Below are 26196 nucleotides of genomic sequence, written 5' to 3'. Positions count from 1 at the left end.
GACGTATGCTGGGCGGCTGCAAGCCATGGATCTGGCTTGTCCGGAATCTACCTGGGGGCTAGGCTGCCCCCGTTATTGCTGTAGGGGAGTACAGGGATGACTATCAGGGTATTTTTGATCGACGATCACGCACTGGTGCGCACCGGCATCAAGATGATCCTTGCCGGCGAAACCGGCATCGAGGTCGTCGGCGAGGCCGAAAGCGGCGAGAGCGCCTTGCCGCTGGTGCGCCAGCTCAAGCCCGATGTCGTCCTGTGCGACCTGCACCTGCCCGGCGTCAGCGGGTTGGAAGTGACAGAGCGCATCGTACGCAGCGGACTGGGAACGAAGGTCGTCATCGTCTCCGTTCTGGAGGATGGCCCGCTGCCCAAGCGCCTGCTGGAGGCCGGTGCCTCCGGCTACGTGGGCAAGGGTGGCGATGCCCAGGAGCTGGTGCGCGCCGTGCACGACGTTGCCATGGGGCGCCGCTACCTCGGTACCACCATTGCCCAGAACCTCGCGCTGGCCAACCTGGAAGGCAGCGAATCGCCGTTCGATGCGCTGTCGCCGCGCGAGCTGGAAGTGGCGCTGCTGCTTACCCAGGGCCTGCGCCAGGAAGAGATCGCCCGTCGGTTGTGCCTGAGCGCCAAGACCATCAACACCCACAAGGCGCGGCTGTTCGAGAAGATCGGCATCAGCGACAGCATCGCGCTGGCCCGTCTGGCCAGCCAGTACGGGCTGCTGGAGCCCGCGCGTCCGATCTGACGCTGGGGTATCGCCCTGATACCAGCGCACTTCAGTGACAAGGCCCGCACATCGCGGGCCTTCTTGTTGATGGGGCAGTCAATCGGGGCCCAAGGCGGGCTACGGTCACCTGCATCGCGTGCCTGCCATGCGCCGGCGGCCCCCGGCATACATGCACCGTCTGCGCTGGTTGACCCAGGGGGTCCCCAGCATGGGCCGGGCATGCCGTACGCAGGTGTCGGCACGCTGTCGAAGCTCGAGTTGCGACCCCGTGCTGGCTGTGGCCGCCGATGGCCCGGCTTTTTTTCGGACGAGCATGCGCTTCTCGCGTGGGCAGCGAACCCAGGGTGTTGCCGTATTGGCAAGCACGTACCGCGTCCTTGGAGCCTGGAAAAAAAGAAGCGGCCCGGAGGCCGCTTCTTTTCGTCGGCGCCCTGCAGGCCGATCAGCCTGCGTGGGGCTCCTTCTTCTCTTCGGTCTCGGCCGGCTCGGTGCCAGCAGCCGAAGCGGCTTCTTCGGCTGCCGGCGCGGCAACCTCGGCGGCCGGGGCGTCGGTGATTTTCACCGGGCCCGGGGCTTCCGTCGGTTCGGCCGGAGCCTTGACTTCCTCGAACGGGCGCACGGCCGGGGGCGCTTCCACGGCGACTTCCGTCACCGGGGCCGGGGAGGGCGCAGGTGCACGCTGCTCGGCAACCCTGGCCGGCTCGATCGCGGCCAGTTCGTCGAGCATCGTGGTCTGCACCGGCTCGCTGCGTACCGGCGCTTCGGCGTCGGTGCTGGCAGTCTGCGGCTGGGCTTCGGCCCACTTGGGTTCGGCAACTTCGACCGGGGCCGATACGACCGGGGCCGATACGAGCGGGGCCGGTGCGGCCAGCGCTTCAGTGCTGGCGTCGGTTGCCACCACGGTAGCGGCAACTGCTGCCGGAGCGGCGGCTGCAGCTTCCCCGGCCGGAGCGTTGGACGGAGCCGGCGCTGCCTTGGCCTGTTCGGCCTTGGCTTCGCGCGGCGCTTCGACCGCCGCGGTGGCCGGCGTTGCAACCAGCTCGTCGTCGAAATCGAACTCCGGCTGCTTGCCGCTGACGGTCATGCCCGGCTCGCGGCTGGCCTGTCCGCTTTCTTCGATACTGTCGGCATCGTCAGTGGAATCATCGCCGTTATCCAGCGAATCGCCATTGCTGGCTTCGCCCTCGGCACCACCGCGACGACGACGACGACCACCGCGGCGGCCGCGACGGCGGCGCGAGCTGCCTTCGCCATTACCTTCCTCACCCGGAGCGCTGGGGAGGCTGGCTTCGGAGGCGGCTGCGACTTCCGCTACTTCCTCAACCGGTGCGACCTGTTCGGCCGCCTTCGGCTGTGCTTCGGTACGGACGGTCGGGGCGGCAGCCACGGTGGCGGCGGCTACGGCCGGAGCCACAGTTGCGGCCTCGGCGGCCGCCGGCAGGGCCTGCTGCTTCTCGGTGTCCTGCGGCTGGCGGGCCGGCTTGTCACCCTGCACCTGGCGCTCGCCATCCTGCGGACGCGGCTGCCGGGCCTGCTTCAGCTTCGGCTGCTGCTGTTCGCCACGCGGCTCATTGCGCTGCTTGGGCTGCTGCTGCTCGCCCTTCTGCTTCTGCGGACGCTGCGCATTGTTGGCGCTGCCGGCATTGCCGGAGGCCGGTGCCTGGGACGGGGTGCCGTTCTGGCGACGGTCGTCGCGGCGCTCCTCGCGGCGCGGCTGGCCATTGCGGCCCTGGGCACCATTGCCGTTGCGGTTGCCGTCACGACGCTGGTTGCGGTCGCCGCGATCGTTGCGGTTGCCGCGGTTGCCGTCCTGCTGCTGGCGCTGGGCCGGGGCGGCCGGCGCTGCCGGTTCGCCGCCGAAGATGCGCTTGAGCCAGCCGACGACACCCACGGCTGCAGGAGCGGCGACCGGCGCGGCCACGGGGGCCGGGGCGGGCGCCGGTTCCGGCTCCACCACCTCGCGCACCGGGGCGGGCGAGCTGTGCTTGACGTTGGTCACCGCCGGAGCCGGCGGGATGTTCAGCTGGGCCTTGGTCAGGGCATGCACCGGCAGCTTGCGCGGGGTGCCGCGCTGGTAGCTCGGCTTGCTGCTCTCTTCGCCCAGCTCGTTCTCGCGCAGGCGGGTGACCTCGTAGTGCGGGGTCTGCATCTGCTCGTCGGCAACGATGATGATCGGCGCGTCGTGGCGGGTCTCGATCTCGCGCAGCGCGCCGCGCTTCTCGTTGAGCAGGAAGTTGGCGATTTCCACCGGGGCCTGGACCAGCACCTGTCCGGTGTTCTCCTTCATCGCATGCTCTTCGGCGACGCGGATGATCGACAGCGACAGCGATTCGACGCTGCGCATGCGGCCATGGCCGTCGCAACGCGGGCACACGATCTGGCTGGACTCACCCAGGCTCGGGCGCAGGCGCTGGCGGCTCATTTCCATCAGGCCGAAGCGGCTGATGCGGCCGAGCTGGACCCGGGCGCGGTCGTACTTGAGGGCGTTCTGCAGGCGGTTCTCGACTTCGCGCTGGTGCTTGTTCGAGGACATGTCGATGAAGTCGATGACCACCAGGCCGCCCAGGTCGCGCAGGCGCAGCTGGCGGGCCACTTCCTCGGCCGCTTCCAGGTTGGTCTGGAACGCGGTCTCCTCGATGTCGCTGCCCTTGGTGGCGCGCGAGGAGTTCACGTCGATGGCGGTCAGCGCTTCGGTCTGGTCGACAACGATCGAGCCGCCGGACGGCAGGCGCACGTTGCGCTCGTAGATCGCCTCGATCTGCGATTCGATCTGGAAGCGGTTGAACAGCGGTATGTCGTCCTTGTAGTGCTTGAGCTTGCGCAGGGTCTGCGGCATCACCTGCTGCATGAACTCGCGCGCGGTCTCGTACAGCTCCTCGGTGTCGACCAGGATCTCGCCGATGTCGGAACGCAGGTAGTCACGCAGGGCACGGACGATCAGCCGCGATTCCTGGTAGATCAGGAACGGAGCCGGCTTGGTCAGCGCGGCCTCGGCGATCGAGCGCCACACCTGCAGAAGGTAATCCAGGTCCCACTGCAGTTCCTCCGCATCGCGGCCGACGCCGGCGGTGCGGATGATCACGCCCATGTCGTCGGGGATGTTCAGCTTGTCCAGCGCTTCCTTCAGCGCAGCGCGGTCCTCGCCCTCGATCCGGCGCGAAACGCCGCCAGCGGTCGGGGAGTTCGGCATCAGCACCATGTAGCGGCCGGCCAGCGAGATGAACGTGGTCAGCGCCGCGCCCTTGTTGCCGCGCTCTTCCTTGTCCACCTGCACGACCACTTCCTGGCCTTCGCGCAGCAGTTCCTTGATCGTCGCCTTGTTGTGGTCGACGCCGGCCTGGAAGTAATCGCGGGAGATTTCCTTCAGCGGCAGGAAGCCGTGGCGGTCACCGCCGTATTCGACAAAGGCCGCTTCCAGCGACGGCTCGAGGCGGGTGATGCGGCCCTTGTAGATGTTGGACTTCTTCTGTTCCCGGGACGGCTGTTCGATGTCGATGTCGTAGAGGGTCTGGCCGTCCACGATTGCCACGCGCAGTTCTTCTGCCTGCGTGGCATTGATCAGCATTCGCTTCATTGTTGTGCGTTCCTCGCGCGCTGCTACCGCGCGGAACGCCATGGGGCTTCGCCTCTGGACACGGTTCGCCGCCCATTCGCGCATGCGCGGGGAGGGCGGCTTGGGTTTCCAGCGCTACGACACCACGGCAGGCCGCGGGAGCGCTTCTCTATGTTTTTCAAGGTGTTTCGGGGCCGGCGGCGGCTCCAGACTGGCTGGGGCGCCGCGCGGGGCATGTTCAGCGCGAATGCTTGTCAGGCATCCGGCGATGGCCGGGAACGCCGGTGAGCCGCTAACATGGCCGCCCCGGGGGCGGTGGCCGCGCACTGTGCCGGATTCGCGGGAAGCGGGGCTTCTGGCCCTGGTCAACTTCCAACGAAATCAATCCCTTATCTCGCGGCCCGAGTGTAGCAGAAACCAAGCCCCATGATTGACTCCGATAGCAACCGCAAATCGCCTGCGGCCAAGACCAGCGTGCGCATGATCAAGGTCCCCGAGGACCGAGGCGGACAGCGCCTGGACAACTTCCTGCTGGGCCAGCTCAAGGGCGCGCCGCGCAGCCTGGTCTACAAGCTGGTGCGCAGTGGCCAGGTGCGGGTCAACGGCGGCCGGGCCAAGGCCGAGCGCAAGCTGGAAGGGGGCGACGAGGTCCGTATCCCGCCAGTCAATCTCAGTGAGGCAGGCGACAAGACGCCGCCGCCCGACGCCTTCCTGGCGCGGATGGAGCAGGCGATCGTGTTCGAGGATGCACGCCTGCTGGTGATCAACAAGCCGTCAGGCGTGGCTTCGCACGGTGGCAGCGGCATCAGCCACGGCGCGATCGAGACCATGCGGGTGCTGCGTCCGCAGGGCAATCTGGAGCTGGTGCACCGGCTGGACCGCGACACCTCCGGCCTGCTGGTGATGGCCAAGAAGCGTTCGGCGCTGAGCGAGCTGCAGGCACTGATGCGGGAAGACCACGGCGGGATCCAGAAGCGCTACCTGACCCTGCTGGCCGGGCGCATGCCCGACGGGGTGATGACCGTCGATGCGCCGCTGCATGTCGGCCTGCGCCAGGGCGGCGAGCGCCACGTCCAGGTCAACCCAATCGGCAAGCCTTCGGTCAGCCACTTCAAGGTGCTCGAGCGGCGCGGTGGGCATTCCTATTGCGAGGTCCGCATCGAGACCGGTCGCACCCACCAGATCCGCGTGCATGCCCAGCACATCGGTCATGCCGTGGCCGGTGACGACAAGTACGGCGATCCGGACGTCAACAAGCGGCTTCGTGAGCAGATCGGGCTGAAGCGCCTGTTCCTGCACGCCGCCTCGCTGGAATTCGCGCTCGATGGCGGCAACACACCTTATGTATTGAATGCACCGCTGGCCGAGGAACTGGTCCAGGCTCTGGACCGGCTGGGCTGAGGAATGGCGCCCGCCAGGGGGCGCTGGTACCGCCCCGTCGGTGTCACCACTTGAACAGCACCAGGCTGATCGACAGCACCGCCATCCCCGAAACCAGCCCGTACACGGTCTCGTGCCCGCGGGCGTAGCGCTTGGCGGCCGGCAGCAGTTCGTCCAGCGCCAGGAACACCATGATCCCGGCGATCAGGCCGAACACCCAGCCGAAGGTGGCGTGGGACAGCGAACCAGCCAGGGCGAAATAACCCAGCGCGGCGCCAATCGGCTCGGCCAGGCCCGAGAGCAGGCTGGCGCCAAAGGCGTAGAACTTGTTGCGGGTGGCGAAGTAGACCGGCACCGCGATGGCGATGCCCTCGGGCACGTTGTGGATGGCAATCGCGAAGGCCAACGGCATGCCGACTGACGGACTTTCCAGTGTCGCGAAGAAGGTCGCCAGGCCTTCGGGGAAGTTGTGCGCGGAGATCGCCACCGCGGTGAGCAGGCCGACCCGCTTGATGTAGCTGCGGTTGCTGCCATCGAACACCGGATCCTTCTTGTCCAGGCTCTCGTGCGGATTGGGGACCAGGTGATCGATCGCCATGATCAACAGCATGCCGGCAAGGAAGGCGGCCGTGCCGTAGGTGAAGCCCAGCCTGTCGTTGTAGGCAGTAGTGAATGCGGCGATGGATTTGTTGAGGATCTCCGACAGCGACACGTAGACCATGGCGCCGCCGGCGAAGGCCAGACCGAAGGCCAGCACGCGCGGGTTCGGCCGGCTGGAGAACAGCACCATCAGGCTGCCCAGGCCGGTGGCCAGTCCCGCTGCGGTTGTTACGGCGAAGGCGATCCACAAGTGGCCGCTGGGGATGTCGATCATGCGCGGGAACGGTTCTGGGTTGGGCAGCCTTGCCCGGAGCAGGTGAAGCGGCGATCAAGGCCGGTCAGCCGCCCCGGCGCAGGCGTTCCTCGATGACGAAGCACTGGTCCGGGCGGGGCTGCGGTGGATTGAAGCTCACCGGCACCTGGATCGTAGTCGGCACCGCCTGACCATTGCGGGTGGCCGGCTTGAACTTCCATTCGCGCACCCGCTGCTGCGCCGATTCATCCAGCTGGGCATTGCCGCTGCTGGCCTGCAGGCGTACGTCGGTCGGCGCGCCCTCGACGCCGACCACGACGGTCAGCACGCTTTTGCCGCCGACGCCGGTGCAGGCCAGCTCGATCGGGTATTCCGGCGGCGGGGTCTGCACCGCGGCGACCTGGGTCGGGGCGATGGCCGGGGCCTGCGGTTCGGATTTGCCGCAGGCGGCCAGCACGCTGGCGGTGGCGGCAAGGGTCAGTGCAATGCGCATGTTCATGTCCTACTCCACGAGGGCCGAAGCCCGGGCTGCACAGATGAAGTCGTTCTCGCTCAGCCCGCCCACGTCATGGGTGGAATAACGCACCACCACCCGGTCGTAGTGGACCGACAGGTCCGGATGATGGTCCTCGGCGTGTGCAATCCATGCCAGCGCATTCACGAAGGCCATGGTGTGGTGGTAGTCGCGGAAGGTGAAAGTGCGCGACAGGGCATGGCCGTCCTCGACCACTTGCCAGCCCGGCAGTTGCGCCAGCAGTCCGGAAACGCGGGCGTCGCCGAGTTTGTGTTCGGGGCCCTTGCGCGGCACGCAGTGTGCCTGGGCAAGGGAAGTCAGGTCGGCCATCGCAATCTCCATTTCCTTGGGCTGGAACATCGTGTCGCAGTGGCGGCGAATGCGCCGTCACGATCACAAGCTAGAATAACCAGATGATCCAGATTTCAGACAGCGCGCAGCGCCACTTCCGCAAGTTGATCGAACGCGAGGCCATTCCCGGCATGGGTGTGCGTCTGAGTGCGGTCGATCCGGGAACGCCGCGTGCCGACGCCCGCCTGGAGTTCGCCGAGCCGGCGGACCTGGCCGGCGACGAGTGGGCGGTGGACTGCGAGGGCTTCACCCTGTACGTGTCGGCCGACAGTGTCGGCTGGCTGGACGGTGCCGAGATCGACTTCGTCACCCAGGCCACCGGTGCCCAGCAGCTGACCATCAAGGCGCCCAAGATCAAGGGCGCAGCGCCGGGCGAATCGGCCTCGATGGTCGAGCGCGTGCAGTGGGTGGTGGAGAACGAGATCAACCCGCAGCTGGCTTCGCACGGCGGCAAGGTCGCGGTGCAGGAAGTCTCGGCCGAAGGCGTGGTGCTGCTGCGCTTTGGTGGTGGCTGCCACGGTTGCGGCATGGCCGATGTCACCCTCAAGCAGGGCATCGAAAAGACCCTGATGGGCCGAGTGCCTGGCGTGACCGCGGTGCGTGACGCCACTGACCACGACAGTGGCCAGGCGCCGTACATCCCGCGCGGCAGCGCTGCCTGATCTTCCGGCCCCGGGCGCAGGTGACGAGAGCCAACGACATCCTGCAACTGCTGCTGGCCCGCCGGCCGGACAGACTCATCCTTGAGCGCAGGACCGGGCTCCCCTACGGGTGGGGCATCTGGCTGCGTTCGCTGCCGGCCCTGGCGCGGCCCTTCAACGATGGCGACGTGGTCGCGCAGATGCTGCAGCGTCCGCCAGCGGCCAGCGGTGGCGTGGCGCCGATGCTGCCGCCGTGGCGGGCCTTCCGCCAGTTGTTCTGGCAGGACTGGGATCCGCCGCCACATGACCAGCGCTGGATGCGCTGGACGGCGGCTGCGACCAGTTTCCTTCTGCATGTCCTGTTTGCGGCGCTGCTGGTGTGGGCGGCGCTGATCAGCATGGCCGCTTCCCAGCCCGATGCCGAAGGCGGCGAGGGCGGCCGCGTGCAGGTGGCCTTTATCGGTGAGGGCGGGGCTGAAGGCGGCGCCGAGGGCGAGGCCAGTCCGGCCGAGGCCGCGTCCGCCGCTGCGGCTTCTGCAGGCGCGAGCCCGGCGCGTCCGCAGCCGTCTCCCGCACCTGCCGCGTCCGAGCCGCCTGACCAGACCGCTTTGGCCGAGGCCGCTCCGCCGGTGCCGCCATCCCCGCAGCTGCCCGCTACCCCTGTGCCGGTGGAGTCGGTGCCTGCGGCCGACCAGCCGTTGCAGGTCACTGAAACTGCCGAGCCGGTCGGTGAATTCCAGGTTCCGCCGCCGACCGTACGTGCTCCGGTCGTAACCTCGGCCGAACTGCGTCCGCGCGAGGTACAGGTGCGCGAACGCGAGGTCCCATTGGTCGAGCGTCCGCCAATGCCGGTGGTGCAGGTGCGGGAGCCCGCGCTGGCACCACGCGCGCTGCCTCCAGCCGAAGTACAGGTGCGAGAGCGCGAGATCACCCTGGTCCAGGCACCGGTCGTTGCCCCGGTCCGGGTGCCGCAGCGCGAGGTGCAGGCCCGTGTCCGCGAACTGGGCGTTGCCGCCGTGCGCGAGCGCGAGATTCCGCTGCGGGAGAGGCCGGCCGCCATTCCGGCGCCGCCTGCCGAGGCCGAGCAGCCGGCGGTCGCCGCGCCGACGCCGGCGACGCAACCGGCCACCTCCGGCACCGCCGCAGCACCGGCGACCGCCGCCACTGCTCCATCAGCCAGCACGGCTCCGGCCTCGGCGCAGGGACAGGCGCCGACGGCGTCGCCCACGACGGGGCGCGAGGAAGCGCGGGCGCCAGCCGGCAGGCCTGCGCCGGCAGCATCTACCGGTGCCAGCGATGACTGGTCGCGCCCGGCCCGTGGTGATGACTGGTCGACGGCCTCGAGGGCAGGCCCATCTGCCGGCAGGGGCGAGGGCGTGTTCAACCGTGACGGCAGCGTGCGCCTGCCCGGCGAAGGCCCGGGCCAGGCTGAACGTGGCGCGCCCGGTGGCGATTCGGATACCTGGACGCGCGAACGCATTGCCGCCTCGGGCACGTGGCTCAAGCGTCCGCCCTACGACCACACGCCGACCTCGTTCGACAAGTACTGGGTGCCGAGCGAATCGCTGCTGGCCGAGTGGGTGCGCAAGGGCATCAAGAACATCGAGATCCCGATTCCCGGGACCAATACCCGCATTTCCTGCGTGGTGTCGCTGCTGCAGTTCGGTGGTGGCTGCGGCCTGAGCAATCCGAACATGCAGGAGCAGCCGGCCCAGGCGCGACCGCCGCCGGATGTGCCGTTCAAGAAGGAACTGCAGGAAGAAAACGGCAGCCGTTGAGGCTGCCGTTCTTCATTGCCTGGTTATCACGTGGGGCGGTGCCGCGGTCAGTTGACCCCGTGCAGGTCGCGCAGCTGGCCCGGTCGCGAACCGAAGTAGGCCGCCAGATCAGCAATGTCCTGGTCGCTCAGGTCGGCCGCCTGCGGGGTCATCAGCGCGTGCTGGCGATCCTGCGAGCGGTAGGCCTGCAGCGCGTGGGCCAGGTAGTCCGGGTACTGGCCGCCCAGGCGCGGGTAGGTCGCATCGATCGGTGCATTGCCATCGGCACCGTGGCAATCGATGCAGCTCTGGCCGGTGGCCTTGCCCTTGGCCTGTGCCAGTTGCTCTCCATGGGCAGGGCGGCCATCGGGCAGGCCGGCCGAGGAGCTGGCGGCGTGGCCGGCGTCTTCCGGCCCGGACGTTTCCGAAGAGCAGGAGGCCAGTGCGGAGGCAGCGAACAGGACGACGGCGAGGCGGCGCATTGCGTGCGTGGCTTTCGACATGGGCGATGCCTACTTGAGGGTGGACAGGTAGGCGGCGAGATCGGCGATCTCCTGTTCGCTGAAGCTCAGCGACTGCGCCTGCATGGTGGGATGCTTGCGCTTGCCTTGGCGGTATTCGGTAAGCGCCTGGGCCAGGTATTCGGCCGACTGGCCGCCGATCCTGGGAACCCGGTAACTGGGATAGGCGTTCTTGTAGCCGGTGATGCCGTGGCAGCCCTGGCAGGTGTAGGCCAGGATCCGTCCGGCATCGGCGTTGCCGGTGACCGAAGGCGTGGCAGCTGGGGTGTCGGCGGTGGCGGGAACGGGAGCGGACGGCGGTGTTTCAGACTGCTGGGTGGCCACGGCTGCCGAAAAGGGCAGGAGGACGGCCAGGGCGAGACAAGCGGCGAGCGGCTGCGGGCGCATGGTGTCTTGGTCCGGTGCGGGTCTGGTCGTTCCGCCGTGGGGGTCACGGAACGGCCCGAGTATAGCCTGCGCATTCACGCATTCGGGAAGTCCCGGATGGGAGCCCGCAGGTCACCATGACCTTTGGGATATGGTGTGGCAGTGGGGTGGTGAATTACTTTGCTACAACACTCAGATCCGCATCCAGGATACGACGATGTCGCGACATTCCTTCCTGCACGGCTCCGCTGGACGCTGCGCCGCTGCACTGCTTGTTTCCTCTTCCCTGATGCTGGCCGGCTGCAAGCCGGGCGGCGATGAAGCCAAGGCTGCCGACAAGCAGGAGCAGAAGGCGGTCGATGCGGTGCCGGTGGAAGCCGCCGCCGCCGCACGGCGCGGCGTTGCAGCCAGCTATACCGGCACCGCGGCGTTGGAGGCACGGGCCGAGTCCCAGGTCGTGGCCAAGACTTCCGGCGTGGCGCTGGCGGTGCTGGTGGAGGAAGGCCAGCACGTCACCGCCGGACAGCCGCTGGTGCGGCTGGATCCGGATCGCGCGCGTCTGGCCCTTGCGCAGAGCGAGGCACAGTTGCGCAAGCTGGAGAACAACTACCGCCGCGCCAACCAGCTGGTGGCGCAGCAGCTGATCAGCGCCGGCGAAGTGGACCAGATGCGCTTTGACCTGGAGAACGCCCGCGCCAGCTACAACCTGGCGCGGCTGGAGCTGTCCTACGCCACGGTGGTCGCGCCGATTTCCGGCGTCATCGCCTCGCGCTCGATCAAGACCGGCAACTTCGTGCAGATCAACACGCCGATCTTCCGCATCGTCGACGACTCGCGGCTGGAAGCCACGCTCAACGTGCCTGAGCGCGAACTGGCGACGCTGCGCGCCGGCCAGCCGGTGCAGCTGGTGGTCGACGCACTGCCGGGTCGCGTCTTCAGTGGTCGGGTCGACCGCATCTCGCCGGTGGTCGATGCCGGCAGCGGCACGTTCCGCGTGATCAGCGCCTTCGACGAGGGCGCTGAGGCGCTGCAGCCGGGCATGTTCGGCCGCATCCGCATCGATTACGACCAGCGCACCGATGCGCTGGTGGTGCCGCGCCTGGCGCTGCTGGACGACGGCGAGCCGGCGGTGTTCCGCATCGCCGAAGGCAAGGTCAAGCGCACCCCGGTCAAGCTGGGCTATGCCGAGGGCCAATGGGTGGCAGTTCGCGAGGGCCTGTCCGAGGGCGACCAGGTGGTGACTGCCGGCAAGGTGGCGTTGCGTGATGGCACCGCGGTGCAGGTGATCGACGCCGCCGCGCCCGCGGTAGCGGCTGCGCCCGCGCGCGAGGCCAAGGACGGGAGCCACTGATGAGCAGCGCTGGCACTGACCACGGCCACGACCCGCACGACGGGCGGCCTTCCGGGTCCATGGGTGGCGGGCTGGTGGAGTTCTCCACCCGCCGCCGCGTCACCGTGGCGATGTTCACCGTCACCCTGTTGCTGTTCGGCTTCATCGCGCTGGGCAGCCTCAAGGTCAACCTGCTGCCGGACCTGAGCTATCCGACCCTGACCCTGCGCACTGAGTACACAGGCGCGGCGCCGGCCGAGATCGAAACCCTGATCACCGAGCCGGTGGAAGAAGCCGTGGGCGTGGTCAAGAACCTGCGCAAGCTCAAGTCGATCTCCCGCACCGGGCAGAGCGATGTGGTGCTGGAGTTTGCCTGGGGCACCAACATGGACCAGGCCAGCCTGGAAGTGCGCGACAAGATGGAAGCGCTGAACCTGCCGCTGGAGGCCAAGACCCCGGTGCTGCTGCGCTTCAATCCGTCCACCGAGCCGATCATGCGCCTGGTGCTGTCGGCGAAAGAGGAGAGCGCCGACGAGGCCGGGTCGATCCGCCAGCTGACCACGCTGCGCCGCTACGCCGACGAGGACCTGAAGAAGAAGCTCGAACCGGTGGCCGGCGTGGCCGCGGTCAAGGTCGGTGGTGGCTTGGAGGACGAGATCCAGGTCGACATCGACCAGCAGAAGCTGGCCCAGCTCAACCTGCCGATCGATTCGGTGATCAGCCGCCTCAAGGAGGAGAACATCAACATCTCCGGCGGACGCCTGGAAGAGGGCTCGCAGCGTTACCTGGTGCGTACGGTCAACCAGTTCATCGACCTGGAGGAGATCGGCAACATGCTGGTCACCACCCAGGGTGCCAATGGCGGCGCGGCAGATTCGGCAATGGCGCAGATGTATGCCATTGCCGCCTCGACCGGCTCGGAAGCGGCCATTGCCGCGGCCGCCGCCGCGCAGAGCGCGTCGTCGTCTTCGTCCAGCGTGGTCGCCAACGGCGTGCCGGTGCGGCTGAAGGACGTGGCCACCGTGCGCCAGGGCTTCAAGGAGCGCGAGGCGATCATCCGCCTGGGTGGCAAGGAAGCGGTCGAGCTGGCGATCTACAAGGAAGGCGACGCCAATACCGTGGCCACGGCCGAGGCGCTGCGCGCGCGGCTGGAGCAGATCAAGGCCACCTTCCCGGGCGATGCCGAACTGACCACCATCGAGGACCAGTCGCGCTTCATCGAGCACGCCATCGCCGACGTCAAGAAGGACGCGGTGATCGGTGGCGTGCTGGCGATCCTGATCATCTTCCTGTTCCTGCGCGATGGCTGGAGCACCTTCGTCATCAGCCTTTCGCTGCCGGTGTCGATCATCGCCACGTTCTTCTTCATGGGGCAGCTGGGGCTGAGCCTGAACGTCATGTCGCTCGGCGGCCTGGCGCTGGCCACCGGCCTGGTGGTGGATGACTCGATCGTGGTGCTGGAGTCCATCGCCAAGGCACGCGAACGCGGACTGGGCATCCTAGAGGCGGCCATCGTCGGCACCCGCGAGGTGAGCATGGCCGTGGTCGCCTCCACGCTGACCACCATCGCGGTGTTCCTGCCGCTGGTGTTCGTCGACGGCATCGCCGGCCAGCTGTTCCGCGACCAGGCGCTGACCGTGGCCATCGCCATTGCGATCTCGCTGCTGGTGTCGATGACGCTGATCCCGATGCTGAGCTCGCTCAAGGGTCGTCCGCCGCTGGCGTTCCCGGAAGAACCGCCGCATCCGCAGTGGCAGCCGCACCAGCGCTGGCTGCGGCCGGTGGCCGGCGGCCGCCGTGGCATCGTGGCGCTGACCGGGGGGCTGCTGTTCGGCATTGCCTGGCTGGTGGTGCGTGCCTGGCGTGGACTGGTCAAGGTGATCGGGCCGGTGATGCGCAAGGCCAGTGACCTGGCGATGGCACCGTATGCCCGCGCCGAACGCGGTTACCTGAAGCTGCTGCCCAGCGCGTTGCGCCATCCGGGTCTGGTGCTGGGCACGGCGACGGTTGCCTTCGTGCTGGCCCTGGCGGTGGTGCCGATGCTGGGTGCGGACCTGATCCCGCAGCTGGCGCAGGACCGCTTCGAAATGACTGCCAAGCTGCCGGCCGGCACGCCGCTGCGTCGCACCGATGCGCTGGTGCGCGAGCTGCAGCTGGCCCATGCCGGCGACGAACAGATCGCCTCGCTGTACGGCGTCAGTGGCAGTGGCACCCGGCTGGATGCCAACCCGACCGAGAGCGGCGAGAACATCGGCAAGCTGACCGTGGTCATGTCCGGGGGCGGCAATGCGAAGCAGGAAGCGGCGATCACCGAGCGCCTGCGCGCGAGCATGCAGCAGTATCCCGGCGTGCAGGTGGACTTTGCCCGCCCGGCGCTCTTCAGCTTCTCCACGCCGCTGGAAGTGGAGCTGCGCGGCCAGGACATGGAAACCCTGGAGCGTGCCGGCCAGCGGCTGGCGACGATGCTGCGCGCCAATCCGCACTACGCCGACGTCAAGTCGACCGTGGAAGAGGGCTTCCCGGAAGTGCAGATCCGCTTCGACCAGGAACGCGCAGGCGCGCTCGGCCTGACCACGCGGCAGATCGCCGACGTGGTGGTCAAGAAGGTGCGCGGTGACGTGGCCACCCGCTACAGCTTCCGCGACCGCAAGATCGACGTGCTGGTGCGCGCCCAGGAAAGCGACCGCGCCAGCGTGGACGACATCCGCCGGCTGATCGTCAACCCGGGCAGCACGCGGCCGGTGACGCTGGATGCAGTGGCCGAGGTGGTTGCCACCACCGGTCCGTCGGAGATCCATCGCGCCGACCAGACCCGGGTCGCCGTGGTCTCGGCCAACCTGCGCGACATCGACCTGGGCACCGCGGTGCGCGAGGTCGAGCAGATGGTGGCGCGCGAGCCGCTGGGCGCCGGCGTCGGCATGCACATCGGCGGGCAGGGCGAGGAACTGGCCGAGTCGGCCAAGTCGCTGGTGTTTGCCTTCGCGCTGGCGATCTTCCTGGTCTACCTGGTGATGGCCTCGCAGTTCGAATCGCTGCTGCACCCGTTCGTCATCCTGTTCACCATCCCGCTGGCACTGGTCGGCGCGATCCTGGCGCTGATGCTGACCGGCAAGCCGATCTCGGTGGTGGTGTTCATCGGCCTGATCCTGCTGGTGGGCCTGGTGACCAAGAACGCGATCATCCTGATCGACAAGGTCAACCAGCTGCGCGAGGCCGGGGTGGCCAAGCACGAGGCACTGGTGGAGGGAGCGCGCTCGCGCCTGCGGCCGATCATCATGACCACGCTGTGCACGCTGTTCGGCTTCCTGCCGCTGGCGGTGGCGATGGGCGAGGGCGCGGAGGTGCGCTCCCCGATGGCGATCACCGTGATCGGCGGCCTGCTGGTGTCCACCCTGCTGACCCTGGTGGTGATCCCGGTGGTGTACGACCGCATGGATCGCCGCAGCGATGCCTACTACCTGGAACGCGGCCGCCGTATGCGCGCCGCGCACGGCCACGCTGATGGCGCCGGCGACGAACCGGCACTGGAGTCCGCATGAGCGTTGCAGCCTTCAGCATCCGCCGTCCCGTCACCACCATCATGTGCTTCGTGTCGCTGGTGGTGGTGGGGCTGATCGCGGCCTTCCGCCTGCCGCTGGAAGCGCTGCCGGACATCTCCGCGCCGTTCCTGTTCGTGCAGATGCCCTACACCGGCTCCACGCCGGAGGAAGTGGAGCGCAACCTGATCCGGCCGACCGAGGAAGCACTGGCGACGATGACGGGGATCAAGCGCATGCGCTCCTCGGCCACCGCCGAGGGCGCCAGCATCTTCATCGAGTTCTCCGACTGGGATCGGGACATCGCCATCGCCGCCTCGGATGCGCGCGAGCGCATCGACGCCATCCGCAGCGAGCTGCCCGACGACCTGCAGCGATACAACGTGTTCAAGTGGTCCAGCAGCGATGAACCGGTGCTCAAGGTGCGCCTGGCCAGTGAGGCGGACCTGACCGGTTCGTACGACATGATCGACCGCGAGTTCAAGCGGCGGCTGGAGCGGATTCCGGGCGTGGCGCGGGTGACGATCTCCGGCGCGCCGCCGAACGAGGTCGAGATCGCGGTGATCCCCGACCGCCTGACCGCGCACAACCTGCAGCTCAACGAGCTGAACGAGCGCCTGGCCGCACTGAACTTCTCGGTGTCGGCCGGCGAGATCGACGACAACGGGCGGCGCATCCGCGTGCAGCCGGTGGGCGAGCTCAGCGACCTGCAGCAGCTGCGCGAGCTGGTGATCGACAACCGCGGCCTGCGCCTGGGCGACATCGCCGAGATCCGGCTCAAGCCCACGCGCATGAACTACGGCCGCCGCCTGGACGGCAACCCGGCCATCGGCCTGGACATATACAAGGAACGCAGTGCCAACCTGGTGGAAGTCTCGCGTGCAGCGCTGGCCGAGGTGGAAGCCATCCGCAAGCAGCCTTCGCTGAGCGACGTGCAGGTCAAGGTCATTGCCAACCAGGGCGAGACCGTGACCTCCTCGCTGCTGGAGCTGGCCGAGGCAGGCGCGGTCGGCCTGCTGCTGTCGGTCACGGTGCTGTTCTTCTTCCTGCGCCACTGGCCGTCCACGCTGATGGTGACGCTGGCCATCCCGATCTGCTTCACCATCACCCTGGGCTTCATGTATTTCGCCGGGGTCACGCTCAACATCCTGACGATGATGGGCCTGCTGCTGGCCGTGGGCATGCTGGTGGACAACGCCGTGGTGGTGGTGGAGAGCATCTACCAGGAACGCGAGCGCATGCCCAACCAGCCCAGGCTGGCCTCGCTGGTGGGTACCCGCAACGTGGCCATCGCGCTGAGCGCCGGCACGCTGTGCCACTGCATCGTGTTCGTGCCCAACCTGTTCGGCGAGACCAACAACATCAGCATCTTCATGGCGCAGATCGCGATCACCATCTCGGTATCGCTGCTGGCCTCGTGGCTGGTGGCGGTAAGCCTGATCCCGATGCTGTCCGCGCGCATGCAGACGCCGACCCTGGCGACGTCCTCCACCGGCCTCATCGCCCGGGTGCAGCGGCGCTATGCCGGCTTCCTGCGCTGGACGCTGGAGCATCGCGGCTGGTCGGTCACCGGCATCGTGGTGGTGATCGCGGTCAGCCTGGTGCCGATGAAGCTGACCAGAATCGACATGTTCGGCGGCGAAGGCGGCAACGAAGCCTACGTCCAGTACCAGTGGAAGGGTTCCTACACCCGCGAGCAGCTGTCGGCCGAGGTGGCCAAGGTCGAGGACTACTTGGACCGCAACCGCGAGCGTTTCCACATCACCCAGACCTACTCGTTCTTCAGCGAGCAGGAGGGCAGCATGACCGTGATCACCTTCGATCCGGAACATGCCAAGCAGCTGACCTCGCTGCAGGAACAGATCCGCAACGAGATGCCGAAGTCGGCACGGGTGACCTACAGCATCGGCAACCAGGGCGACGACCAGGGCGGCAGCCAGAGCGTGCAGGTGCAGCTGGTCGGCGACTCCACCCAGGTGCTGCAGCAGATGGCCGACGACGTAGTGCCGCTGCTGACGCGGCGCAAGGAGCTGCGCGACGTACGCGTGGACGCCGGCGACCGCAGCAGCGAGCTGGCGGTGCGGGTGGATCGCGAGCGGGCCGCGGCGTTCGGCTTCAGTGCCGAGCAGGTGGCCAGCTTCGTCGGCCTGGCCCTGCGTGGCGCGCCGCTGCGCGAGTTCCGCCGCGGCGATTCGGAAGTCCCGGTGTGGGTGCGCTTCGAAGGGGCCGAGCAGAGCAGCCCGGAAGAACTGTCCAGCTTCACCGTGCGGGCCAAGGATGGCCGGACCGTGCCGCTGCTGAGCCTGGTGGACGTGGCGATCAGGCCCTCGGCCACGCAGATTTCGCGCACCAACCGCCAGACCACGCTGACCATCAAGGCCAACCTGGCCGAGAAGGTGACCATGCCCGAGGCGCGCAAGGCGATGGAGGAGACGCTCAAGCCGATGAGCTTCCCGGCCGGCTACGGCTACACCTTCGACGGCGGCAACTACCAGAACGACAACGAGGCGATGGCGCAGATGATGTTCAACCTGCTCATCGCGCTGGTGATGATCTACGTGGTGATGGCCGCGGTGTTCGAATCGCTGCTGTTCCCGGCGGCGATCATGAGCGGCGTGCTGTTCTCGATCTTCGGCGTGTTCTGGCTGTTCTGGATCACCGGCACCTCGTTCGGGATCATGTCCTTCATCGGCATCCTGGTGCTGATGGGCGTGGTGGTGAACAACGGCATCGTCATGATCGAGCACATCAACAACCTGCGCCGGCGCGGCATGGGTCGCACCGAGGCGCTGGTGGAAGGTTCACGCGAGCGCCTGCGGCCGATCATGATGACCATGGGCACGGCGATCCTGGCGATGGTGCCGATCTCGCTGACCGACACGCAGATGTTCGGCGACGGCCCGCCGTACTTCCCGATGGCCCGCGCGATTGCCGGCGGCCTGGCGTTCTCCACCGTGGTCAGCCTGCTGTTCCTGCCGACGATCTACGCGATCCTGGACGACCTCAGCAACGGCATGTCCCGCCTGGTGCGCCGCGCACGCGGCCGCCCGGTGGCCGCAGCGGAGCTGGCCGGCTGAAACCAGGATGGGCGCGGCGGCCAACGCTGCGCTCATTCATGAGCAAACGGTGGACAGGTGCGGCACGGCGCTCGCTTCCAGCGGCGGTGCCGCCCCCTATGGGCGACAACGGGTTGTACAGGACGTTCTTCGGCCGGATCGGATTCCGGGCTGTAGGGGGCTGTTCGCAGTGCGATGCGGCTTTCTCTCACGTAGCGGGCCGTTCGACCCGGCGGCGCGGTCGCCCGTGTCTGGAGGAGCGGGACGCGGACGCCAGATTCTGTGGGTCCGGCCAGGCGCCGTGCGGTCACGGCAACCCAGTCTGCGTGACCGCAGTCAGCCGGCCAGCTTGCCGTAGACGGTGAAGCCGGTAAGCCACAGGCCCAGCATGCTGCCCAGATTGGTCAGCATGAAGGTGAGCACCACCCGGGTGACGCGATTGCGGTACCAGCCCTTGAGCGTCTGCGCATCGTCGCGCAGCTGCAGGAAGTCGTGGTAGGCCGGTTTGCGCAGGCGCGTTTCCACCAGTGCGGCGAAGGCGCCGGTCGGGATGCTGAGGCGGAACGGCTTGAACGGCGCCACCGCGATGGCGGTAAGGATGCTCAAGGGATGGCCTCCTGCCAGGAGGCAACCCAGACCGGCCAGTCCACCGGTGAACATCGCCCAGGTGGCCAGCATCTCACCACCCATTCCCAGGCCGCCACGCCAGAAGCCGATGCCGATGCCGGCCAGCACGATCGCCAGGATGCCCAGGGTGATCCAGGGGATGTTGCGCTTGCTGGCGACTTCTTCCAGCTGCTGCCGCAACGGTCCCGGCGCTTCGATATCGTCTTCCAGGTGCCGGGCCAGACCCGCCAGATGGCCTGCACCGACCACCGCGAGGACTTCGCGCTGGGCGGGGTTGTGCTCCTCGCGCAGGCGCGTGGCCATGTACTGGTCGCGCTCGCCAATGATGGTCTCGTACAGGGCCGGGCTCTCGCTGGCGAATTCGCCGAAGCTGGCCTCGAGCATGTCGCCCTGCTTGAGCTTTTCGATCTCGTCCTCGCCGACATCCTCGGAGGCAAACAGTCCGCCGGCCAGGCCGGCAACCAGTTTCAGCTTGCCGAAGAAGCCGAGCCTCCGCGACGCGCGCTTGAAGGTCAGCCCGACCTCGCGGTCGATCAGGTGCACCGGCAGGCCGCGTTCATTGGCCAGCGATACGGCGCGCTTGAGCTCGGCGCCCGGCTCGATGCCGAGCTGCTCGGCCAGCCGGCGCTGGTAGGCGGCAAGGGCGAGGTTGGCGGCAAACAGCGCGACGCGGCCGCTGCGGATCACCTGCACCAGGTCGAGCTTGGCCAGCGTGTCCGGGTCGTTCAGTGCCTGCAGGCGCTGCGGATCAAGCTCGACCGCCACGGCGTCGAAACGGCCGCTGTCGATCGCCGCTTCCACCGCCTGCACGCTGGCATGGGAGACGTGGGCCGTGCCCAGCAGGGTGTAGCGCACGCCATCGCGCTCGACCACGCGCACCGGCTGGCCGGCAAACAGTTCTTCGCCGGACGCCGGCTGCATGTCACTCATGGGGGTTACTCATTGGTTGGAGCGCTGTCGGCACCCTCGCCGAGCGCGCGCTGCATCTGCACCGTGTCCAGCCAGCGGCCGTGCTTGCGGCCCAGGCCCTTGAACACACCGACGAGGTGGAAGCCGAAGCGCTCGTGCAGCCTGATCGAGGCGGTGTTGGAGGGCTCGCCGATCACCGCCACCATCTGCCGGTAGCCGCGTGCGGTGCAGGCATCGATCAGCGCCTGCATCAGCGCGCTGCCCACGCCCTTGCCCTGGAAGCGGGCGTCGACGTAGACCGAGTTCTCCACGGTCCACTGGTAGGCGATGCGGGTGCGGTAGGAACCGGCGTAGGCATAACCCGCCAGTTGCCCCTCGACCTCGGCGACGATGTAGGGAAACCCCGAGCCGGTGATGGCCTGCATCCGCCGCAGCATCTCCGCCTCGTCCGGCACCTCGTACTCGTAGGTGTTGACCAGGTCCCGCACCTCCACCGCGTAGATCGCGTCGATGGCGGGGATGTCGTCGGGCGTGGCGTCGCGGATGTGCACGGCCATCGGGAGTTCTCAGTCGATGTAGCGCTTGAGCAGGTCGCCGTAGGCGTCGATGCGGCGGTCGCGCAGGAACGGCCAGATGCGGCGCACGTGCTCGCTGCGCTGCAGGTCGACCTCGCACACCAGCACGGTCGGTTCGGTGCCGGCTTCGGCGATGAACTCGCCCTGCGGGCCCAGCACGTGGCTGTTGCCCCAGAACTGGATGCCCGAGGCGCCCAGCGGCGAGGGCTCATGGCCGACGCGGTTGCACGACAGCACCGGCAGGCCGTTGGCTACGGCGTGGCCGCGGTGGCTCAGCACCCAGGCATCGCGCTGGCGGGTCTTCTCATCGTCAGCATCATCCGGATCCCAGCCGATGGCGGTCGGGTACAGCAGCAGCTCGGCGCCGGCCAGCGCCATCAGGCGCGCCGCTTCCGGGTACCACTGGTCCCAGCACACCAGCACGCCAAGGCGGCCGACCGAGGTGTCGATCGGCTTGAAGCCGATGTCGCCCGGGGTGAAGTAGAACTTCTCGTAGAAGCCCGGGTCGTCGGGGATGTGCATCTTGCGGTACTTGCCCAGCAGGGTGCCGTCCTTCTCGAACACCACGGCGGTGTTGTGGTACAGGCCGGCGGCGCGGCGCTCGAACAGGGAGGCCACGATCACCACGCCGTGCTTCTTCGCCAGCGCGCCCAGACGTTCGGTGCTGGGGCCGGGAATCGGCTCGGCCAGGTCGAATTCGCCTACCGATTCGTGCTGGCAGAAATAGGCGCCGTTGTGCAGCTCCTGCAGCAGGACCAGCTTCGCACCCTGTGCGGCGGCCTCGGCAACGCGCGATTCGATGACGGCCAGGTTGGCCTCGGCATCGCCGTGGTTGATTTCCTGGATCAAGGCGACGGATAGGGTTTTGCTGCTCATCCGGTGGCGGGTCCTGCAGGGAAAGGAGGGATGTTATCGCGTGCGGTGCGCACTCACTGTGTTGCCCGCTGAACGGGTCGCGGGCGACGGGGGAGTGCAGGGCAGGGTGAACTCGGCTTGCGTCCGCCCGCTTGCTCAACGGGCCAGCAGACCCGCCGGGAGCTGCATGGTGATGCAGTGCAGACTGCCGTTCTGCCAGATCAGCGACCGGCAGGGCACCTGCACGATCTCGCGGTCGGGGAAGGCCTGGGCCAGCACATCGCGGGCCGCATCATCGGCGGCATCGCCGTAGGCCGGCATCAGCACCGCGCCGTTGATGATCAGGAAGTTCGCGTACGAGGCCGCCAGGCGGCGGCCCTCATCGAGCACCGGCTGCGGCCACGGCAGCGGGAACAGGCGGTACGGGCGGCCGTCGCGGGTGCGCAGGGCCGCCAGCTCGCGGCCCATCGCCTGCAGCCCGTCGTAATGCGAGTCGCTGGCGTCATCGCAGGCCTGGTAGACGATGCTGTCAGGCGAAGCGAAGCGGGCCAGGGTATCGACGTGGGCGTCGGTGTCGTCGCCTTCCAGGTGGCCGTTGTCCAGCCACAACACGCGCTGCTGCACCAGCCAGCGGGCCATGTCGTACTCGAGCGATTCGCGCGAGCGCTGCGGATGGCGTTCGTGCAGGCACTGCCAGGTGGTCAGCAGGGTGCCTTCGCCGTCGGTGTCGATGGCACCGCCTTCGAGTGCGAACGGGATGCTTTCCACATCGGTAGTGCCGGCAAACACGCCGCTGGCATGCAGCACGCCGACCAGCTGGTCATCGCGGCTGGCCTCGAACTTGCCGCCCCAGCCGGTGAAGCGGAAATCCAGCAGACGGAAGCCGCCATCGCCGCGCTTGAGCGTGATCGGGCCGGAATCGCGCAACCAGGTGTCGTCGTATTCGGCAGTGACGAAATGCACGCGTTCCATGTCCACGCGGTTGGAGCGCAGGCGCATCTCCGCGTAGGTTTCCAGGTCGTCATCGGCCACGCAGACCAGCACCGGCTGGAAGCGGGTGATGGCCGCGACCAGGGCGATGTAGGTTTCCTCGACCTCGGCCAGGCGCTCGGCCCAGTCGGTCTCGGCATGGGGCCAGGCAATCAGCACGGCAGACTGGGATTCCCATTCGGCCGGAAAACGGAGCGTGTCGTTCATTTTCACCAGATTGGATGTCGCGCGCCGGGGCGCGCGGCGGGGGAATGGGAGCGCGTGGGGCTCCCCGGGTCCGGGTCAGCGGATCGGCGGCTTCGGACCGACTTCTTCCGGGCTGGCCTGGTTGGCCACCACGTCGATCACGCGCTGCTTCTCGAAGTAGACGGTAAAGGCCGGGTAGACCCAGCGATGGATCGTCGGCCACTGGCGCTTCTGGCCGCCACGTGGCTCCAGCCGCTGCGTCGGGGCGCCAAAGGTCGCTTCGACCTGGCCCATGGTCTGGCCGCGGGCGGGAAGGGCAACTGCCGGCTTTTCCTTGCTGCGGTCGATCAGCAAGGTGTCGGCTTGGGCGGCGGTGCTGGCACCCAGCAGGGCGATCAGCGGCAGGGCATACAGGAAACGCTTCATGGTCACTACTCCCCAGTGCACGAATTGGCGATTGCGGAAGAATACGCCAACAAAAAACCGCCCGGAGGCGGCTTTCTGTCAGAAGCTCTGGAGCCCTTGGGATCCAGTGGCGGCCGGTCGGCCGACCAGGCTCAGCGCTGACGAGCCTTGAAGCGCGGGTTCGACTTGCAGATCACGAAGATCTTGCCGCGACGACGAACGACCTTGCAGTCGCGGTGACGGGCCTTCGCCGACTTCAGGGAGGACAGGACTTTCATGGCATACCTCGGCGTAAACGTTGGAATTCTCAGGGAGCGTTGCCGCAGGATGCAGGTTGACGCTCGTTCAAGCCCGCCATTCTACCCGGCTTTTCGCCGTGCTTTCAACTGCTTGCGCACAGGGATCCAGGGAGCGGTTGCCGGGAGGGGCTAGAATGGCCGTACCCCACAGCAAGGAAACCCATGTCCCAGCTTCCTCCCGTACTCACCATCGACGGCCCGTCCGGGGCCGGCAAGGGTACCGTAAGCCGCATCGTGTCGCGCCGCCTGGGCTGGCATTACCTTGATTCCGGTGCGCTGTACCGGGCGGTGGGAGTGGCGGCAAGCTGGGCCAACCTGGACATGTCCGATGCCGCGGCGCTGGTGCGCTGCACCTTCGACACCAAGGTGGACTTCGTCGAGGGCGAGCAGGGCCTGCGGGTCCTGGTCAACGGCGTGGATGCCACCGATGAGCTGCGGCTGGAAACGGCCGGCGCCGTCGCATCGGCCATTGCGCCGATCCCCGAGGTGCGTGCCGCGCTCAAGGAGCGGCAGCGCGCATTCAGGCGCGAACCGGGCTTGGTGGCCGACGGCCGCGACATGGGCACGGTGATCTTCCCGGACGCGCCGTACAAGGTGTTCCTGACCGCCAGTGCCGAGGAGCGCGCCCAGCGCAGGCATAAGCAGTTGAAAGACAAGGGGGTTTCGGTTAACTTTGACGACCTCCTGCGCGAGATCATGGCCCGCGACGCCCGTGATGCACAGCGCACAGTGGCGCCCCTGAAGCCGGCAGACGATGCCGTCCTCATCGACACCAGTGGTATCGGCATCGACGAAGTCGTTGCCAGGGTGCTGGATCTGATCCCGACTTCGGGTGCCTGATCCATCCTGCAGGAGAGCCTCCGGAACACTGGAGTGCGTCGCGTAACGCAAGGCAACAAAGGCTCCGTCGCGCAATGATGCGTGGCGGATTTTTCCAATCCACACACGACCTGCTTTACCGGGGTCGACCAACAGGCGGGCGGTACGCATTCCACGAGGGAGCGACCGACCCATGTGTTCAACAGAGTAAATCTAATGACCGAATCTTTTGCCGAACTGTTTGAAGCCAGCCAAGCCAACCTGGCCAAGCTGAAGCCCGGCGCCATCGTCGTCGGCACCGTCGTGGAAGTCCGCGGCGACGTCGTCGTCATCAACGCCGGCCTGAAGTCCGAAGGCATCGTGCCGATCGAACAGTTCCGTAACGACGCTGGCGAGATCGACGTCGCCGAAGGCGACCAGGTCAAGGTCGCCCTTGACTCGATCGAGAACGGTTTCGGCGAAACCGTCCTGTCGCGCGAGAAGGCCAAGCGCGCGATGGTGTGGGACGAGCTGGAAGAAGCGTTGGAAAAGAACGAAACCATCACCGGCCGCATCAGCGGCAAGGTCAAGGGTGGTTTCACCGTCGACATCAAGGATGTCCGGGCGTTCCTGCCGGGTTCGCTGGTCGATGTGCGCCCGGTGCGCGACCCGGCCTACCTGGAAGGCAAGGAGCTGGAGTTCAAGCTCATCAAGCTGGACCGCAAGCGCAACAACGTCGTGGTCTCGCGCCGCGCTGTCGTCGAGAGCGAGCACTCGGAAGAGCGCGAGCAGCTGATGGACAAGCTGGTCGAGGGCGCCATCCTGAAGGGTGTCGTCAAGAACCTGACCGATTACGGCGCGTTCGTGGACCTGGGTGGCATCGATGGCCTGCTGCACATCACCGACATGGCGTGGAAGCGCGTGCGCCATCCGTCCGAAGTCGTCAACGTCGGCGACGAGCTGGACGTGCGCGTGCTGAAGTTCGACCGTGAGCGCAACCGCGTCTCGCTGGGCCTGAAGCAGCTGGGCGAGGATCCGTGGGACAACATCGCCCGTCGTTACCCGGCCAACAGCCGCGTGTTCGGCAAGGTCTCCAACGTCACCGATTATGGCGCGTTCGTCGAGATCGAGCCGGGCGTCGAAGGCCTGGTGCACGTGTCCGAGATGGACTGGACCAACAAGAACGTCAACCCGTCCAAGGTTGTGCAGGTGGGTGACGAAGTCGAAGTGATGGTGCTGGACGTCGACGAAGAGCGTCGCCGCATCTCGCTGGGCATGAAGCAGGTTGCCGCCAACCCGTGGGAAACCTTCGCTGCGATCCACAAGAAGGGCGACAAGGTGTCGGGCCAGATCAAGTCGATCACCGACTTCGGCATCTTCATCGGCCTGGACGGCGGCATCGACGGCCTGGTCCATCTGTCCGACATCAGCTGGAACACCACCGGCGAAGACGTCGTGCGCAACTTCAAGAAGGGCGACACCCTGGATGCGGTCGTGCTGGCCGTTGATCCGGAGCGTGAGCGCATCTCGCTGGGCGTCAAGCAGCTGGAGCAGGATCCGTTCGGCCAGTACATGGCCGCCAACCCGAAGGGCACCAAGGTCGAAGGCACCGTCAAGGAAGTGGACGCCAAGGGCGCCGTGATCGAGCTGGCCGATGGCATCGAAGGCTACGTCGCTGCCCGCGACATCGCCTACGAGCGCGTCGACGATGCCTCGCAGCACCTGAAGGTCGGCGACAAGATCGAAGCCAAGTTCGTGGGCATGGACCGCAAGGGCCGTACCCTGCAGCTGTCGATCAAGGCCAAGGATGAAGCCGAGACCGCGGAGGCCTTGGCCGAGTTCAACAAGACCTCGACCGAAGCCGCTACCGGTACCACCAGCCTGGGTGCGCTGCTGCGTGCGCAGCTGAACGGCAACAAGTCCGAGTAATCGGCCTTTCGCTGTAGTTGTTTTGCCTGAGCGGCCCGG

Annotated in this window: 21 protein-coding genes; 9 read left to right on the top strand and 12 right to left on the bottom strand. The window is 67.4% G+C overall.

The features are described from left to right. Positions 1-96: 96 nt before the first annotated feature. On the top strand, positions 97-744 hold the full coding sequence (locus LG380_RS06140; protein WP_225764036.1) for a response regulator: 648 nt from the start codon (positions 97-99) through the stop codon (positions 742-744). A gap of 424 nt (positions 745-1168) precedes the next feature. Here the strand turns inward: LG380_RS06140 and rne are convergent, their stop codons facing one another. Then, a complete protein-coding gene (rne, locus tag LG380_RS06135; protein WP_225764035.1) occupies positions 1169-4300 on the bottom strand; it encodes a ribonuclease E in 3132 nt (1043 codons plus the stop codon). Between the two features lie 405 nt (positions 4301-4705). Here rne and LG380_RS06130 point away from each other — a divergent pair, with 405 nt between their 5' ends. After that, a complete protein-coding gene (locus LG380_RS06130; RefSeq protein ID WP_225764034.1) occupies positions 4706-5680 on the top strand; it encodes an RluA family pseudouridine synthase in 975 nt (324 codons plus the stop codon). Between the two features lie 43 nt (positions 5681-5723). Here LG380_RS06130 and zupT read toward each other — a convergent pair whose 3' ends face one another. From zupT to LG380_RS06115, 3 genes are all read right to left on the bottom strand, one after another. Continuing rightward, complete coding sequence (gene zupT / locus LG380_RS06125) at positions 5724-6533, bottom strand: zinc transporter ZupT (RefSeq protein ID WP_225764033.1); 810 nt, start codon at positions 6531-6533, stop codon at positions 5724-5726. Positions 6534-6597: 64 nt separating this feature from the next. Continuing rightward, positions 6598-7011: an energy transducer TonB gene (locus LG380_RS06120; RefSeq protein WP_225764032.1), complete on the bottom strand. Its 414-nt coding sequence runs from the start codon at positions 7009-7011 to the stop codon at positions 6598-6600. 3 nt (positions 7012-7014) lie between these two features. Further along, positions 7015-7356: a 4a-hydroxytetrahydrobiopterin dehydratase gene (locus LG380_RS06115; RefSeq protein ID WP_225764031.1), complete on the bottom strand. Its 342-nt coding sequence runs from the start codon at positions 7354-7356 to the stop codon at positions 7015-7017. A gap of 83 nt (positions 7357-7439) precedes the next feature. Here LG380_RS06115 and LG380_RS06110 point away from each other — a divergent pair, with 83 nt between their 5' ends. Further along, positions 7440-8039: an NfuA family Fe-S biogenesis protein gene (locus tag LG380_RS06110; protein ID WP_225764030.1), complete on the top strand. Its 600-nt coding sequence runs from the start codon at positions 7440-7442 to the stop codon at positions 8037-8039. Between the two features lie 20 nt (positions 8040-8059). Next, complete coding sequence (locus tag LG380_RS06105; protein WP_225764029.1) at positions 8060-9796, top strand: hypothetical protein; 1737 nt, start codon at positions 8060-8062, stop codon at positions 9794-9796. Positions 9797-9843: 47 nt separating this feature from the next. Here the strand turns inward: LG380_RS06105 and LG380_RS06100 are convergent, their stop codons facing one another. Further along, positions 9844-10278 (bottom strand): cytochrome c, encoded by a 435-nt coding sequence (locus LG380_RS06100; protein ID WP_225764028.1) that lies wholly within the window; start codon positions 10276-10278, stop codon positions 9844-9846. Between the two features lie 9 nt (positions 10279-10287). Continuing rightward, positions 10288-10683, bottom strand: coding sequence for a c-type cytochrome (locus LG380_RS06095; RefSeq protein WP_225764027.1), 396 nt, complete (start codon positions 10681-10683; stop codon positions 10288-10290). A 196-nt stretch (positions 10684-10879) separates the two neighbouring features. Here LG380_RS06095 and LG380_RS06090 point away from each other — a divergent pair, with 196 nt between their 5' ends. Genes LG380_RS06090 through LG380_RS06080 form a run of 3 tightly spaced genes read left to right on the top strand, consistent with a single transcriptional unit; the run spans position 10880 to position 18605 of the window. Next, positions 10880-12013: an efflux RND transporter periplasmic adaptor subunit gene (locus tag LG380_RS06090; RefSeq protein ID WP_225764026.1), complete on the top strand. Its 1134-nt coding sequence runs from the start codon at positions 10880-10882 to the stop codon at positions 12011-12013. Next, on the top strand, positions 12013-15531 hold the full coding sequence (locus LG380_RS06085; protein ID WP_225764025.1) for an efflux RND transporter permease subunit: 3519 nt from the start codon (positions 12013-12015) through the stop codon (positions 15529-15531). Before LG380_RS06090 ends, LG380_RS06085 begins: the two co-directional genes overlap by 1 nt. Then, entirely contained in the window at positions 15528-18605 is a 3078-nt protein-coding gene (locus tag LG380_RS06080; protein WP_225764024.1) for an efflux RND transporter permease subunit, read from the top strand. Before LG380_RS06085 ends, LG380_RS06080 begins: the two co-directional genes overlap by 4 nt. 315 nt (positions 18606-18920) lie before the next feature. Here LG380_RS06080 and LG380_RS06075 read toward each other — a convergent pair whose 3' ends face one another. From LG380_RS06075 to ykgO, 6 genes are all read right to left on the bottom strand, one after another. Then, on the bottom strand, positions 18921-20141 hold the full coding sequence (locus LG380_RS06075) for a TraB/GumN family protein (protein ID WP_225764023.1): 1221 nt from the start codon (positions 20139-20141) through the stop codon (positions 18921-18923). 5 nt (positions 20142-20146) lie between these two features. Next, positions 20147-20677 (bottom strand): GNAT family N-acetyltransferase, encoded by a 531-nt coding sequence (locus LG380_RS06070; RefSeq protein WP_225764022.1) that lies wholly within the window; start codon positions 20675-20677, stop codon positions 20147-20149. Between the two features lie 9 nt (positions 20678-20686). Continuing rightward, positions 20687-21571 carry a carbon-nitrogen hydrolase gene (locus tag LG380_RS06065; RefSeq protein WP_225764021.1) on the bottom strand — a complete coding sequence of 295 codons (885 nt, stop codon included), beginning with the start codon at positions 21569-21571 and terminating at the stop codon, positions 20687-20689. Between the two features lie 135 nt (positions 21572-21706). Then, the gene (locus LG380_RS06060) at positions 21707-22747 is read right to left on the bottom strand and encodes an agmatine deiminase family protein (protein ID WP_225764020.1); all 1041 of its coding nucleotides are present in this window, start codon (positions 22745-22747) and stop codon (positions 21707-21709) included. A gap of 75 nt (positions 22748-22822) precedes the next feature. Further along, the gene (locus LG380_RS06055; RefSeq protein ID WP_225764019.1) at positions 22823-23152 is read right to left on the bottom strand and encodes a hypothetical protein; all 330 of its coding nucleotides are present in this window, start codon (positions 23150-23152) and stop codon (positions 22823-22825) included. Positions 23153-23283: 131 nt separating this feature from the next. Further along, positions 23284-23409: a type B 50S ribosomal protein L36 gene (ykgO, locus tag LG380_RS06050; protein ID WP_005409283.1), complete on the bottom strand. Its 126-nt coding sequence runs from the start codon at positions 23407-23409 to the stop codon at positions 23284-23286. Between the two features lie 183 nt (positions 23410-23592). Between ykgO and cmk the strand changes: the two genes are divergently transcribed. Together cmk and rpsA are read left to right on the top strand one after the other, a co-directional pair. After that, positions 23593-24270: a (d)CMP kinase gene (cmk, locus tag LG380_RS06045; RefSeq protein ID WP_225764018.1), complete on the top strand. Its 678-nt coding sequence runs from the start codon at positions 23593-23595 to the stop codon at positions 24268-24270. Between the two features lie 195 nt (positions 24271-24465). After that, positions 24466-26157: a 30S ribosomal protein S1 gene (gene rpsA, locus LG380_RS06040; protein ID WP_225764017.1), complete on the top strand. Its 1692-nt coding sequence runs from the start codon at positions 24466-24468 to the stop codon at positions 26155-26157. The last annotated feature ends 39 nt before the right edge of the window (positions 26158-26196 follow it).

The sequence above is a fragment of the Stenotrophomonas sp. Marseille-Q4652 genome (assembly GCF_916618915.1).
Taxonomy (GTDB): Bacteria; Pseudomonadota; Gammaproteobacteria; order Xanthomonadales; family Xanthomonadaceae; genus Stenotrophomonas.
Note: the sequence above shows the minus strand (reverse complement) of the source record. Positions and strands in the feature narration are given on the sequence as shown.

Coding starts and splice junctions, on each gene's coding strand:
- LG380_RS06140 (WP_225764036.1), top strand. CDS start 97: ATGACTATCAGGGTATTTTTGATCGACGATCACGCACTGGTGCGCACC.
- ykgO (WP_005409283.1), bottom strand. CDS start 23,409: ATGAAAGTCCTGTCCTCCCTGAAGTCGGCGAAGGCCCGTCACCGCGAC.
- LG380_RS06095 (WP_225764027.1), bottom strand. CDS start 10,683: ATGCGCCCGCAGCCGCTCGCCGCTTGTCTCGCCCTGGCCGTCCTCCTG.
- rne (WP_225764035.1), bottom strand. CDS start 4,300: ATGAAGCGAATGCTGATCAATGCCACGCAGGCAGAAGAACTGCGCGTG.
- LG380_RS06070 (WP_225764022.1), bottom strand. CDS start 20,677: ATGGCCGTGCACATCCGCGACGCCACGCCCGACGACATCCCCGCCATC.
- LG380_RS06080 (WP_225764024.1), top strand. CDS start 15,528: ATGAGCGTTGCAGCCTTCAGCATCCGCCGTCCCGTCACCACCATCATG.
- LG380_RS06100 (WP_225764028.1), bottom strand. CDS start 10,278: ATGTCGAAAGCCACGCACGCAATGCGCCGCCTCGCCGTCGTCCTGTTC.
- cmk (WP_225764018.1), top strand. CDS start 23,593: ATGTCCCAGCTTCCTCCCGTACTCACCATCGACGGCCCGTCCGGGGCC.
- LG380_RS06075 (WP_225764023.1), bottom strand. CDS start 20,141: ATGAGTGACATGCAGCCGGCGTCCGGCGAAGAACTGTTTGCCGGCCAG.
- LG380_RS06130 (WP_225764034.1), top strand. CDS start 4,706: ATGATTGACTCCGATAGCAACCGCAAATCGCCTGCGGCCAAGACCAGC.
- LG380_RS06065 (WP_225764021.1), bottom strand. CDS start 21,571: ATGAGCAGCAAAACCCTATCCGTCGCCTTGATCCAGGAAATCAACCAC.
- rpsA (WP_225764017.1), top strand. CDS start 24,466: ATGACCGAATCTTTTGCCGAACTGTTTGAAGCCAGCCAAGCCAACCTG.
- LG380_RS06090 (WP_225764026.1), top strand. CDS start 10,880: ATGTCGCGACATTCCTTCCTGCACGGCTCCGCTGGACGCTGCGCCGCT.
- zupT (WP_225764033.1), bottom strand. CDS start 6,533: ATGATCGACATCCCCAGCGGCCACTTGTGGATCGCCTTCGCCGTAACA.
- LG380_RS06120 (WP_225764032.1), bottom strand. CDS start 7,011: ATGAACATGCGCATTGCACTGACCCTTGCCGCCACCGCCAGCGTGCTG.
- LG380_RS06055 (WP_225764019.1), bottom strand. CDS start 23,152: ATGAAGCGTTTCCTGTATGCCCTGCCGCTGATCGCCCTGCTGGGTGCC.
- LG380_RS06110 (WP_225764030.1), top strand. CDS start 7,440: ATGATCCAGATTTCAGACAGCGCGCAGCGCCACTTCCGCAAGTTGATC.
- LG380_RS06115 (WP_225764031.1), bottom strand. CDS start 7,356: ATGGCCGACCTGACTTCCCTTGCCCAGGCACACTGCGTGCCGCGCAAG.
- LG380_RS06060 (WP_225764020.1), bottom strand. CDS start 22,747: ATGAACGACACGCTCCGTTTTCCGGCCGAATGGGAATCCCAGTCTGCC.
- LG380_RS06085 (WP_225764025.1), top strand. CDS start 12,013: ATGAGCAGCGCTGGCACTGACCACGGCCACGACCCGCACGACGGGCGG.